The 12,518-nt window shown below is 72.6% G+C and carries 10 protein-coding genes; 6 read left to right on the forward strand and 4 right to left on the reverse strand.

Features of this window, described 5'->3' with window-relative positions:
• Positions 1–174: 174 nt before the first annotated feature.
• The gene (locus WD341_RS13200) at positions 175–780 is read right to left on the reverse strand and encodes a hypothetical protein (RefSeq protein WP_368425932.1); all 606 of its coding nucleotides are present in this window, start codon (positions 778–780) and stop codon (positions 175–177) included.
• A gap of 131 nt (positions 781–911) precedes the next feature.
• Positions 912–2,303, reverse strand: a complete 1,392-nt coding sequence (locus tag WD341_RS13205) for a formimidoylglutamate deiminase (protein ID WP_368425933.1) — start codon at positions 2,301–2,303, stop codon at positions 912–914.
• 145 nt (positions 2,304–2,448) lie between these two features.
• Here WD341_RS13205 and hutI point away from each other — a divergent pair, with 145 nt between their 5' ends.
• From hutI to WD341_RS13235, 6 genes are all read left to right on the forward strand, one after another.
• Complete coding sequence (hutI, locus tag WD341_RS13210; protein WP_368425934.1) at positions 2,449–3,723, forward strand: imidazolonepropionase; 1,275 nt, start codon at positions 2,449–2,451, stop codon at positions 3,721–3,723.
• Between the two features lie 76 nt (positions 3,724–3,799).
• Complete coding sequence (locus tag WD341_RS13215; RefSeq protein WP_368425935.1) at positions 3,800–4,303, forward strand: DUF2380 domain-containing protein; 504 nt, start codon at positions 3,800–3,802, stop codon at positions 4,301–4,303.
• Between the two features lie 94 nt (positions 4,304–4,397).
• Entirely contained in the window at positions 4,398–6,074 is a 1,677-nt protein-coding gene (gene hutU, locus WD341_RS13220) for a urocanate hydratase (protein ID WP_368425936.1), read from the forward strand.
• Between the two features lie 172 nt (positions 6,075–6,246).
• Positions 6,247–8,043, forward strand: coding sequence for an adenylate/guanylate cyclase domain-containing protein (locus WD341_RS13225; RefSeq protein ID WP_368425937.1), 1,797 nt, complete (start codon positions 6,247–6,249; stop codon positions 8,041–8,043).
• A gap of 73 nt (positions 8,044–8,116) precedes the next feature.
• Positions 8,117–9,307, forward strand: coding sequence for a phosphatase PAP2 family protein (locus tag WD341_RS13230; RefSeq protein WP_368425938.1), 1,191 nt, complete (start codon positions 8,117–8,119; stop codon positions 9,305–9,307).
• Positions 9,308–9,329: 22 nt separating this feature from the next.
• Positions 9,330–11,369, forward strand: a complete 2,040-nt coding sequence (locus WD341_RS13235) for a S8 family serine peptidase (protein WP_368425939.1) — start codon at positions 9,330–9,332, stop codon at positions 11,367–11,369.
• Here WD341_RS13235 and WD341_RS13240 read toward each other — a convergent pair.
• Both WD341_RS13240 and WD341_RS13245 read right to left on the reverse strand, forming a co-directional pair.
• The gene (locus WD341_RS13240) at positions 11,366–12,094 is read right to left on the reverse strand and encodes a glucosamine-6-phosphate deaminase (RefSeq protein WP_368425940.1); all 729 of its coding nucleotides are present in this window, start codon (positions 12,092–12,094) and stop codon (positions 11,366–11,368) included. The two genes, WD341_RS13235 and WD341_RS13240, sit on opposite strands and share 4 nt — an antisense overlap.
• 11 nt (positions 12,095–12,105) lie before the next feature.
• A partial coding sequence (locus WD341_RS13245) for a hypothetical protein (RefSeq protein ID WP_368425941.1) occupies positions 12,106–12,518 on the reverse strand: 413 nt, incomplete at its 5' end.

Here is a 12,518-nt window from a genome sequence, read left to right on the forward strand (position 1 = left end):
GCGCGGGACGCGAAGACTGCCGCCCCGCCGGGAGACTCACGCTTCTCCGGCTATAGCCTCTCCCGGCCTCGGCCTCTATCAGAGGCGCGTCAGCGTGGCGTCGCTAATGGCATGATCCGTGCGGCGGCGGGGCCCTTCGGGCCTTTCCGCTCAGGGGTCGGCGGGGCTGAGCCCTTAGCTGACCACGCGGTAAGGCAGCGCCTGCCAGAAGGCCTCGACGGCGGCGGCGGCGCGGCGGGCGTGGTCGGCGTTCAGGGTCAGGCGGCCGCCGGGGTCGCCGTCGCCGAAGGCGTCGAGCCCGCTGAAGTAGTGGGGGTGGCGCTCGCGCAGGTCGGTGCGTGCCGCCCGGGTGCCCTCGGCGATGGTGCGGGCGACCTGGACCAGCTCCTCGAGATCCTGCCAGACCGCCTCCGGCAGCTCGACCGCCAGGCCATCGGAGAAGGCACGGCGCAGCCGCTCGATCTCGCCGGCCTCGCCGGGCGCCTCGCGCAGCTCGTCCCACCAGCCGGAATCGATGCCGTTGTGGGTCAGCTGATCGCGCAGCATGTCCTCGACCTGGCGGCGCCACTCGCGCACCTCGATGACCAGGACCCGGCGGAACAGCCCGTCCTCGAGCGCCTGCAGGTACCAGTCGTCGTGGTTGGCGTAGTGCTCCGGCTCGAGCTGGGGCGTTGCCTCGAGCCGTTCGACCAGCCGCGCGGCGTAGGCGGCGCGATGGCGGATCCGGTCGATCTGGGCGGCGGCGAAGTCCTCGCCGCTGTCGAATGCGAGCTTGGTCATCGGTCTGCGAAGACTAGCGAAGCCCTCGCCCTGGCCCAAGGGGAAAGATGCCGGCGCAGGTCAGCGAGGAAGCCCGCGACGCGCAGGCGGCGATCGCCGGTTCGCCCGCCCCGGCAGCCCCGCGGGCCGCCTCAGCCGGCCAGCCGCGCCATCGCCCGGTCGAAGCCCGCGCGCACGGCTTCGCGCGCCTCGTGACGGCCCTCGCGCACGCGCCAGCGGCCGCCGACCATGACGTCGCGCACCGCCCGCCGGTTGCCGGCGAAGACGATCGCGTCCATCAGCCCCGCGCACTGCCGGTCGGCGAGGCACGGCTGGCGCGCGTCGAGCACCACCAGGTCCGCGCGGCAGCCCGGCGCCAGGGCGCCGACCGGTCGGCCCAGCGCCCGCGCGCCGCCGGCCGCGGCCTCGGCCCAGAGATCCTCGCCGAGGTGGCCGCTGGCGCCGGCCAGGACGTTGCGCCGCCGCAGGACCAGGCGCTGGCCGTACTCCAGCCAGCGCAGCTCCTCGACCGGGTCGACCGAGATGTGGCTGTCCGAGCCGATGCCCCAGGCACCCCCGGCGGCCCGGTAGCCGGGCGCCGGGAAGAGACCGTCGCCGAGGTTCGCCTCGGTGGTCGGGCAGAGCCCGGCGACGGCGCCGCTGCCGGCCAGGTCCCGGGTCTCGCCCTCGTCCATGTGGGTGGCGTGGACGAAACACCAGCGGCGGTCGATCGCCAGGTTGTCGAGCAGCCAGCGGACCGGGCGGCTCCCGGACCAGGCCAGGCAGTCCTCGACCTCCCTGGTCTGCTCCGCGACGTGGATGTGGATCGGCGCGTCCGGGTCGAGGGTGGCCAGGCCAGCCAGGCCCTCGCGCAGAGTCTCCGGCGTCACCGCGCGCAGGCTGTGGGGCGCGAGGCCGACCCGCCCCTGCGGGTCGCCGGCGAGCGCTTCGCGCAGGCGCGCGGCGATCGCCAGCAGGGCCTCCGGGCCGTTGAGGAAGCGCCGCTGCGCCAGCCCGGCCGACTGGCCGCCGAAGCCGCCGAAGCCGTAGAGCACCGGCAGCAGGGTCAGGCCGATGCCGCTGGCCTGGGCCGCCGCCAGCAGGCGCAGGCCCATCTCGGCGGGCTCCCCATAGGGCCGGCCCTCCGGGTCGTGGTGCAGGTAGTGAAACTCGCCGACGGCTGTGTAGCCGGCCTCCAGCATCTCGACGTAGAGCTGCGCGGCGACCGCCTCCAGCTCGTCAGGGCCGAGCCGGGCGAGGAAGCCGTACATGGTCTCGCGCCAGCTCCAGAAGGAGTCGTTGGCACTGCCTCCGCCGCCCGGGGCGACCCGCTCGGCGAGTCCCGCCATGGCGCGCTGGAAGGCATGGCTGTGCAGGTTCGGCTGGCCCGGGACCACCGGCCCGGCGAGCCGCTCCGACGCCGGCGTCGGCCGGCTGTCGGGGGTCGCCGACAGCAGCCACCCCTCGGCGTCCACGACGAAGGAGACGTCGCGGGCCCAGCCGCCGGGCAGGCGCGCCGCTGGGGCGAACAACTCGAGCGACATGGCAACCCTTCGGCCGTTTCTGCTGGAGCCCCGCCCGTTTCTGCTGGAGCCCCGCCCGTTTCAGCTGGAGCCCCGCACAGAGAACACGCCTGGATGGCACGAAACAAGCTTCCCCGCGCGCCACCGACAGGACAAGGTGCAGCTCATGTGGGACAGCGTACTGATCAACGCGCGCCTAGCCACCATGGTGCCGGGGCGGCTTCCCTACGGCGCCATCGAGGCCGGCGCGCTCGGCATCGCCGGCGACCGCATCGCCTGGATCGGCCCGCTCGACGATCTGACGGCGCGCCCGGGCGCACTCGCCCGGCGGATCTACGACCTCGAGGGCCGCTGGGTGACGCCCGGCCTGGTCGACTGCCACACGCACCTGGTCTACGGCGGCGACCGCGCCGGAGAGTTCGAGCAGCGCCTCGGCGGCGCCAGCTACGCCGAGATCGCCCGGTCCGGCGGCGGCATCCTCTCGACCGTCACGGCGACGCGCGCGGCCGACGAGGAGGCGCTGCTCGCGGCCAGCCTGCCGCGCCTGCAGGCGCTGATGGCCGAGGGCGTCACCGCCGTCGAGATCAAGTCCGGCTACGGCCTGGAGCCGGAGCAGGAGATAAAGCAGCTGCGCGTCGCCCGGCGGCTCGGCGAGACCCAGCCGGTCACGGTCCACAAGAGCTTCCTGGGCGCCCACGCCGTGCCGCCGGAGTACCGCGACGGCGCGCAGGGCGGCGCCGACGCCTACCTCGACTCGATGATCGCGCTGCTGCCGCGGCTGGTCGAGGAACAGCTCGTCGATTCGGTCGACGCCTTCTGCGAATCGATCGCCTTCGATGCCCGCCAGGTGACCCGCCTGTTCGAGGCCGCGACCGCCCTCGGCCTGCCGGTGCGCCTGCATGCCGACCAGCTGAGCGACGGCGGCGGCGCCGCGCTCGCCGCCCGCTTCAAGGCGCTGTCGGCCGAGCATCTGGAGTACGCCAGCCGGGCGGGCATCCGCGCCATGGCCGAGGCCGGCACCGTGGCGGTGCTGCTGCCCGGCGCCTTCTACACCCTCAAGGACGAGACCGCGCCGCCGATCGCAGCCTTTCGCGAGGCCGGGGTCGAGCTGGCCGTGGCGACCGACTGCAACCCCGGCAGCAGCCCGGTCAGCTCCCTGCTCTCGGTGCTGAACATGGCCTGCATCCTGTTCGGCCTGACGCCGGAGGAGGCGCTGGCCGGCGCGACGCGCGTCGCCGCCCGGGCGCTCGGCCTCGGCGACAGCCACGGCACGCTGGAGGTCGGAAAGGCGGCGGATCTGGTCGTCTGGGACATAGAGCGGCCGGCCGAGCTGGCGTATCGGCTGGGCTTCAATCCGCTGGTGCAGGCCTTCAAGGACGGCCGGGCGGTCGACGCGGCGCCGAAGAGGGGGCTGCGGAGCGCCGGTGCGGGCGCCGCCTGAGCGGCGGGGCGGAAGCACGCCTTCGCGGCTGCGCACCGCGCGCCGGCGAGGCGGCAGAGGTGCGGGAGGAAACGCCATGAACGGGTTGGGCAGGGCTGCGCTGTTCGTGCTCGTGCTGCTTGCAGCCGCGGTTGCCGCCCACGCCGAGCAGCCCCGAGTCTCGGTCGCGGTGGCCGACTTCGACTACTACGACACCTCGGGCGAGCCGCGCGACCAGGCGGCCGAGCACGGGGCGCGCATGAGAGCCTTCGCCGGCATCCTCAGGGACAGCCTGGCCGGGCGACCCGGCTATGCCGTCGTGCCCCTTGTCTGCGCGGAAGAGGCCTGTTCGGTGGAGGCGATGGGCGCCGACGCCCTACTCCGGTCGGCGCGCGAGGCCGGCGCACGAGTGCTGGTCTACGGAGGCGTCCACAAGATGAGCACCCTCGTCCAGTGGGGCAGGGTTCAGGCCGTCGACCTGGAGCGCGAGGAACTGCTGCTCGACCGCTCGATTTCCTTCCGCGGCGACAGCGACGAAGCCTTCCGCCGGGCCGCCGAGTTCGTCCTGCAGTACCTGGAAGCCGCCACGCCCGACCCGTGAAGGGCGGCGGCCCGGCGTGTCGCGCCGCGCGACGGCTGGACGCGGGCTGCGCCGACGGAGAGACTGGCGCCGAACCAGCCCAAGAGGATCCGCCATGGCCCCGCTCGACCGCCTCGACAACGCCCGCAAGATCGCCGCGCCCCGCGGAGCCGAGCTGAGCTGCCGGTCGTGGCAGAGCGAGGCGGTCCTGCGCATGCTGATGAACAACCTCGACCCCGAGGTCGCCGAGAAGCCGGAGGAGCTGGTCGTCTACGGCGGCATCGGCCGGGCCGCGCGCGACTGGGCATCCTACGACCGCATCGTCGCCTGCCTGCGCGACCTCGCCGACGACGAGTCGCTGCTGGTCCAGTCCGGCAAGCCGGTCGGGGTGTTCCGCACCCACGCCGACGCGCCGCGGGTGCTGATCGCCAACTCGAACCTCGTGGCGCACTGGGCGACCTGGGACAAGTTCCACGCCCTCGACCGCCTCGGCCTGATGATGTACGGCCAGATGACCGCCGGCTCCTGGATCTACATCGGCAGCCAGGGCATCGTGCAGGGCACCTACGAGACCTTCGTCGAGGTCGGCCGCCAGCACTACGGCGGCGAACTTTCCGGCAAATGGATCCTGACCGGCGGCCTGGGCGGCATGGGCGGCGCCCAGCCGCTGGCGGCGACCATGGCCGGCGCCTCGATGCTCGCCGTCGAGTGCCGGCCGAGCCGCGTCGACCGGCGCATCGAGCACGGCTACCTCGACCGCCGCGCCGACGACCTGGACAGCGCGCTGGCGATCGTCGAGGAGGCCTGCGCCAAAGGCGAGGCGGTCTCGGTCGGCCTCGTCGGCAATGCCGCCGAGATCTTCCCGGAGCTGGTGCGCCGCGGCGTCAAGCCCGACGTCGTCACCGACCAGACCTCGGCCCACGACCCGCTGAACGGCTACCTGCCGGCCGGCTGGACGCTGGACGAGTGGCAGACGCGCATCGAGCGCGATCCGGCCGGGGTCGAGCGCGCGGCCAAGGAGTCGATGCGCACCCAGGTCGAGGCCATGCTGGCCTTCCACCGCGCCGGCGTGCCGACCCTCGACTACGGCAACAACATCCGCCAGTTCGCGCAGGAGAGCGGCCTGGAGGGCGCCTTCGAGTTCCCCGGCTTCGTGCCGGCCTACATCCGGCCGCTGTTCTGCCGAGGCATCGGGCCCTTCCGCTGGGCCGCGCTGTCCGGAGACCCGGAGGACATCCGCCGCACCGACGCCAAGGTCAAGGAGCTGATCCCCGACGATCCGCACCTGCACAACTGGCTCGACATGGCCCAGAAGCGGATCAAGTTCCAGGGCCTGCCGGCGCGCATCTGCTGGGTCGGCCTCGGCCAGCGCCACCGCCTGGGCCTGGCCTTCAACGAGATGGTCGCCAGCGGCGAACTGAAGGCGCCGATCGTGATCGGCCGCGACCACCTGGACTCCGGCTCGGTCGCCAGCCCGAACCGCGAGACCGAGGCGATGAAGGACGGCTCCGACGCGATCGCGGACTGGCCGCTGCTCAACGCCCTGCTGAACTGCGCCTCGGGCGCTACCTGGGTGTCGATCCACCACGGCGGCGGCGTCGGCATCGGCTATTCCCAGCATGCCGGCATGGTCGTGGTCGCCGACGGCAGCGAGGCCGCGGCCAGGCGCCTGGAGCGGGTGCTGTGGAACGATCCGGCGAGCGGCGTCATGCGCCATGCCGACGCCGGCTACGAGCTGGCCGTCGAGTGCGCCCGCGAGAACGGGCTGAAGCTGCCGATGCTGGAGGACTGAAACCGCCGCGACATTTCCCCCCGCAGTTTATCTCCAAGGACTTGTCGGAATCTCTCCCGGGTGCAGTAACCAAGCATCCGGCCGCCGAAATACTGTCGCCTCCGCCTTGGCGGCGTTGTAGTCTATCTCCGGCTCAAGAAGTGCCGGTCCAGAGTTGCGAGGAACACCCCCCGTGTCCGGTGTCGCTCCCGACAAGCTCGCCCAGTGGGGGGTGGCGAGCCTGAATCGAGTGTCACGTGCCGTCCTCTTCGTCGACAGGGTCGAATCCGTTCGACTGATCGACGCGGACGAGGAGGCGGTGCTCCGCCACTGGCTGGGTTTCGTCAGCGCGGTGAGCGGCGGCCTCGTGCCCAAGCACGGCGGCCGCGTGGTCAAGTCGCTGGGCGACGGCCTGTTCGCCGAGTTCCCGACGCCGGAGGCGGCCGTCGCGGCCGCCTTCGCGATCCAGCGGCTGAGCGACGAGAGCAACCGCGCCGCGCCGGACGAGCCGCAGATCCTGCTGCGCATGGGCATCGACGCGGGCGACGTCGTCGAGAGCGACGCGGACCTCTACGGCCGGCGGGTCAACGTGGCGGCGCGTCTGATGGGCGTCGCTGAGCCCGGCGAGATCGTCACCTCGGCCGGTGTCCGCGACGCCCTCTCGAGCGAGCTGGACGCAGAGTTCGAGGATCTGGGCGACTGCTACCTGAGGCACCTTTCCCGTCCCGTCAGGGCCTACCGCGTGCGCCCGCCGGGCCACCATCCCCGGCTGAGGCCGCTGCTGCAGGAGACCCACCTGCTGCCGACCGTCGCGGTGGTGCCGTTCATTCCGCGCCGGCGCACCCTCGACCCGGCGGCCCTCGGCGAGGTTCTGGCGGAGGACATCATCGTCGCGCTCGCGCGCTCGCACGAGCTCAACGTCATCTCGCGCCTCTCGACCCGCGTCTTCCGGACGCGCAGCACCTCGCTCGAAGGGATGGGCGAGGCGCTGCACGCCGATTTCGTCGTCTCCGGCACCTACGTCAGCGACGACCGCAAGGTGGTCCTGGACGTCGAGCTGGCCGAAGTGAGATCCGGCAACGTGCTCTCGGTCCAGCGGCTGACCGACAGGCTCGACCACATCCTCAAGGAGGAACAGGGCGCGATCAGCCAGCTGGTCGCCGACATCCGCAAGGCGATCCTGCGGCGCGAGGTGCAGCGCGCCCAGTCCAGGCCGCGCCCTTCGCTGGAGAGCTACACGCTGCTGATGAGCGCCATCGAGCTCATGCATCGCCTGTCCCCGCACGACTTCCTGATGGCGCGGAGCCTGCTGGAAGCCCTGCTCGAGCGCACGCCGCGCCATCCCCTACCGCAGGCTTGGATGGCCAGGTGGCACGTCCTGCGCGTCCAGCAGGGCTGGTCCGACGAACGCTCCCGGGACTCCTACCTGGCCCTGGACTGCACCCGCCGTGCCCTGGACACTGATCCCGACAACCCGCTGGCGCTGGTGATGGAGGGCTTCGTCCACACCAACCTGCTCAAGCAGCTCGACGTCGGGGAGCAGCGCTACCACAGCGCCCTGGAGAGCAGCCCGAGCGATCCGCTCGGCCGCCTGTTGCTGGGCACGCTCCACGCCTTCCGGGGCGAAGGCAGCCAGGCGGTACGGGAGACGGAGCACGCGCGGCTTCTGACGCCGCTCGACCCGCACCGCTTCTTCTACGATTCGCTCTCCGCCTCGGCCTGCATCGCGGCCGAAGACTACGGGCGCGCCCTGGAATTGGCGCAGCGCTCGCTGCGCGCCAACCGGAACCACACCTCGACCCTGCGGGTGAAGGCGGTCGCGCAGTGGCGCCTGGGCCTGGAGGCCGAGGCGCGCCAGACCGCGCGCGACCTGACGACACTGGAGCCGAAGCTGACCGTGCGCGGCTGGCTCGAAGGGTCCCCGAGCGCTGCCTACCCGGTCGGAGAAGCCTTCGCCCGGACGTTGCGCGAGGTCGGTGTTCCGGAGTGAAGGGGAGAGGCAGCTGTCGGCCGCCCCAAGCGGCTTGGGCTCGAGGCAGCGGTGAACGGGAGGAGGGAAAGCGATGAGCGGTGCAGGACCTGAGACCACCTCCGGCGGCTTCGGAGGGTTCGGTGGTTTCGGCGGTTTTGGCGGGTTCGGGGGCTTCGGCGGGTTCGGAGGATTCGGCGGCTTCGGGGGTTTCGGGGGCTTCGGCGGCGACGCTTTCGACCTGCTTACCTCCTCGGCGCTGATCACCACCCGCGACGGCATCGCCGGCCCCTGGGAGGGGGCCCTGACGGGCCCCGAGGAGCTGGCGCTGGAGAGCAGCGACAACCTGCGGTTCTGGGCACCCTGGGTGCGGGCGAGCCTGTTCGAGTTCGAGCTCTCGTCGCGCCTTGCCTTCACGCCTTCGACCGGCGCCGGCCCGAAGGGGCGGAAGGTATCGGTTACCGTCTGGCACCAGGAGTTGTCCGCCGCACCGACCCCCTCCGCGAACTTCGTTCCCCTGGTCGAGATGAAGCGGCCGACCATGGGGAGCTTCCGCACACAACTGGACTATCTGCACAGCTACGCGCAGCTGCGGTCCGATCGGGCCCAGGAGATCACGGCTCAGCTCGGTGCGCCGACGGCCTTCCTCGCCTCGATCGCCTTCCTGCACAGCCACCGCACGCCGCACACGCTGGAGCTGCTGGCGCTCGCCCTGCGCCTGGCGAACCTGGTCGAGATGCGCCTGAAGCACGCGCTGGCCTGCGCACGCCCGCACGAGCTCTCGCCGCAGGTCCAGCCGATGATCCAGACGCCAGCGCACGGGACGCTGCCGAGCGGCCACGCCACCGAAGCCTTCACCCTGGCACGGGTGCTGTGGGCGGTGATCTCGGCGACGCCCGGCTCGTCCTACGGCGACCCTGCCTGGGGCGAGCAGCTGATGCGGCTCGCCGCGCGCATCGCCGTCAACCGCACGGTGGCGGGCTGTCATTTCCCGGTGGACAGTGCCGCGGGCGCCGTGCTCGGGCTGACGCTGGGACGCTACCTCGTCGCCCGTTGCACCGGCGCGACCGACACCTGGGGCCGACGCTTCGACGGTACGCTCTACCCGGCGGACGACGACTTCGACTGGCGCCTCCTGTTTGACGTCAAGATCGGTGAGCCGCTCGACCCCGGGTTCGCGCCGCCCCTGGGCAAGGCCAGCGCGATCGCGGCCTCGCCGCTGCTGCAGTGGCTGTGGCAGAAGGCGGTCGCCGAATGGCAGGCGCCCGGCGGGCGCGACCGGTAGACGGGGCGGGAGAGGGCCAGCCATGGCAGCCTCCTGGAGCAAGGGCAGGGTCCCCGCCAGCGTCGATCCGCTGATTTACTGGCGCCTGGTGGAGATGGCGGATTTCCTGCCGCCCGAACCGGAAGAGTCGCGCTGGTGGAGCGCGCAGATCGAGCTCCGGGACATCAGCCTGGACCAGTTCCGCCGACGCCTGGCCGAACGCTCGGGCCTTCGCCCCGAGAGCCTGTTCCACCTGCCGGAGATCGAGCCCGAGCAGACGGCGCTGCCCAAGGAGCGGCAGGTCGCCACCGCCTATGGCACCCTGCCCTTCTTCGAGCTGGTCTTCGATGAGGACAACCAGAGGGAGCTCGGGATCGAGCGCGTGGTCCTCGGCCGGGTGCTGCCGAAGCGGCAGCGCAACTTCGAGGCCTCCTTCGGACCCGGCAAGGCCATGCCGGGCGGACCCGCGCGGGCGATCGTCGCCGTGATCGACGACGGCATCGCCTTCGCCCACGAGCTCTTCCGCCGGTGCGACGGCTCGCGCGTCGAGTTCGCCTGGATCCAGGACGGCACGCCGGCCAACCGGCACCGGGGCCGGGAGCTGGATCGCGCCGAGATCGAGTCCCTTCTGCAGCGCCACAGCCATGGCGGCCGGCTCGACGAAGCGGCCTTCTACCGGGACGCCGGGCTGATCGACTTCTCGGACGGGCTGCACAAGTCGGCCGCCTTCCGCCGGTCCCACGGCACCCACGTCGCCGCCCTGGCGGCCGGCCATGCCCCCGGCACGCACGACGAGGACTACCCGCTCATCCTGGTGCAGCTGCCGGCGACCGTGGTCGAGGACAGCAGCGGCGACTGGATCGGACCCGATCTCGCGATCGCCATCGAGTACATCCTGCAGCGGGCCCGGCAGATCGACAAGGCCCGGCAGGCGGGCGGCATGCTGCCGCTGGTGATCAACTTCAGCTTCGGGAATTTCGCGGGCTCCCACGACGGCACCGACATGCTCGAGCGGCTGCTCGACCAGGTCTCGCAGGCGGGACCGCGGCCGGTGCGGGTCGTGCTGCCCGCCGGCAACGGCCACCTGTCGCGCTGCCACGCCGTGCTCGCCTTCGACCGGCCAGGTCAGTCGCGGACGCTGAGCTGGCACGTGCTGCCGGACGACCGGACCGCCAGCTACGTCGAGATCTGGCTGCCGCACCGTGGGCCCAATCCGCCGGACCTGGTGCAGGTCGAGGTGACCTCCCCCTGCGGCCGGGCCACGGCCCTCGTCGAGGCGACCCCGGGGCCGCCGGTCGTCGTCGCACGGGACGGGGCGACGATCGGCCAGCTCCACTACCGCTTCTTCCCCGCGCCGACCGAGCGCGGCCGGATCATGATCGCCCTGCTGCCGACGGCGCACGAGACCGCCCGGCCGCTGGCCCCCTCGGGCGTCTGGCGGATCACCGTCACCAACAAGGCGCTGAGGCCGGAGGAGCAGATCCACCTGCGCATCCAGCGCGACGACAGCCTCGCAGGCTACCCGCTGCGCGGCCGCCAGAGCTATTTCGAGGATCCGGCCTATCGGCGCTTCGACGGCATCGGCCGGCCGCTCGAGACCGAGCCGGAGGATCCGCCCTGCCCGGTGAAGCGGACCGGCACCCTCAACGCCTTCGCGACCGGGCGCGAGACGGTCGTCGTCGGCGGCTACGTCAGGGGCAGCGGCGCGCCGGCCCCGGAATCGGGCGCCGGTCCCGTCACGCCGACGCGCGACGCGCGGACTCCGCACCGCGCCGGCCCGGAGGCGCTGGCGGCCAGCGACGATTCCCCGGTCCAGAGGGGCACTCTCGCTGCCGGGTCCTGGGGCGGCTCGATGGTCGCCCTGAACGGGACCAGCGTCGCCGCGCCGCAGGTCGCTCGCTGGCTTGCCGACGAGCTGGCCGCCGGGCGAAGCGGCGACCGCGCGGCCGTCCGGGACAAGGCTCAGGCCGACGAGCAGAACCGGCCGGAGCCGGGACCCCCGGAAACCCGAGGTGGCGGCGGCCGCCTGACCTTGCCGCGCCAGCCGTTCCGGCCGCGGCGGCTGGTCCCGGATCGGCCCTAGGCTGCCTCTCCCGCGGCGGCGCGGTCGGCGAGCACCGTCAGGTCGTGGTGCCCGAGCAGCAGCGAGGCCGGGCAGTCCGCGCCCGGCGGTCCCTGCAGCACCCGGCGCAGCGGCGCCCGCTTCGCCGCGCCGGTCACGACCAGGAGCAGCGACCGGGCCTCGAGGATCGTCGCGATGCCCAGCGTGATCGCCCGCTCCGGCACCGCCCGCCCCGGCGGGAAGTGCCTCCGGTTGGCCTTCCGGGTCGTGGCCGAGAGGCGGACGACGCGGGTCCGCGAGTCCGCCGGCGAGCCCGGCTCGTTGAAGCCGACATGACCGTTGCGGCCGAGTCCCAGCAGCTGCAGATCGAGCCCCCCGGCGGCCGCGATCGCCGCCTCGTAGCGGGAGGCCTCGGCCTGCGGGTCGGCGGCCTCGCCGCGCGGCAGGTGGGTGCGTGCCGGGTCCAGGTCGCTCAGCCCGAACAGCAGCCGCCTCATGGTCGCGCGATAGGAGGCGGGATCCTCCGCGGCGAGGCCGAGGTATTCGTCGAGGTTGAATGTCGTGACCTGGCCCAGCGACAGCCGCTCGGCCTCGAGGCGCGCGACCAGCGAGCGGTAGACCTCCTCCATCGTCGCGCCGGTGGCGAGGCCGAGCACGGCCGCGGGCTTGGCGCGGACGCAGGCCGCGATGCGCTCTGCCGCGGCCGCGGCCGCCTGCTGCGGCGCCTCGAAGATTTCCAGCTTCACGCCGGCCAGCTTCACGCCGGCCGCGCGACCGCCGGGAAGAAGCTGTCGAGCTCGGGATCGCGGAACTCGACCGTGCGGCCGGTCTCGGCCGACTTGTAGAGCGCCATCAGCAGCTCCATCACGCCGACGCCGTCGGCGAAGGTCTCGATCGGCGTCACGCCCTTGCGGAAGCAGGTGACCATGTGGCGGTTCTCGTCGGTGTAGCCGTAGATCCCGGCCTCGTCCTCGACCACCGGCATCAGCCCCTGCTCGGAGTTCTGCTTCTCGACCAGGTCCTCGCGGGCGTCGCCGGCGATGGCCCGCGACATGAACACCTTGAGGCCGTTCGAGAGCGACGAGAACTCCATGGAGTGCTCGGGGCCGAGCAGGTCGAGCTGGATGCGCAGGCCGGCGCCGACGTAGGCCCAGGAGGTCGTCGATTCGA

The organism is Tistlia sp. (genome assembly GCF_040905785.1).
Taxonomy (GTDB): Bacteria; Pseudomonadota; Alphaproteobacteria; order Kiloniellales; family DSM-21159; genus Tistlia.

Excerpts from the sequence above, each read along its gene's own strand:
- WD341_RS13200 (WP_368425932.1), bottom strand. The coding sequence starts at position 780 with ATGACCAAGCTCGCATTCGACAGCGGCGAGGACTTCGCCGCCGCCCAG.
- WD341_RS13205 (WP_368425933.1), bottom strand. The coding sequence starts at position 2,303 with ATGTCGCTCGAGTTGTTCGCCCCAGCGGCGCGCCTGCCCGGCGGCTGG.
- hutI (WP_368425934.1), top strand. The coding sequence starts at position 2,449 with ATGTGGGACAGCGTACTGATCAACGCGCGCCTAGCCACCATGGTGCCG.
- WD341_RS13215 (WP_368425935.1), top strand. The coding sequence starts at position 3,800 with ATGAACGGGTTGGGCAGGGCTGCGCTGTTCGTGCTCGTGCTGCTTGCA.
- hutU (WP_368425936.1), top strand. The coding sequence starts at position 4,398 with ATGGCCCCGCTCGACCGCCTCGACAACGCCCGCAAGATCGCCGCGCCC.
- WD341_RS13230 (WP_368425938.1), top strand. The coding sequence starts at position 8,117 with ATGAGCGGTGCAGGACCTGAGACCACCTCCGGCGGCTTCGGAGGGTTC.
- WD341_RS13235 (WP_368425939.1), top strand. The coding sequence starts at position 9,330 with ATGGCAGCCTCCTGGAGCAAGGGCAGGGTCCCCGCCAGCGTCGATCCG.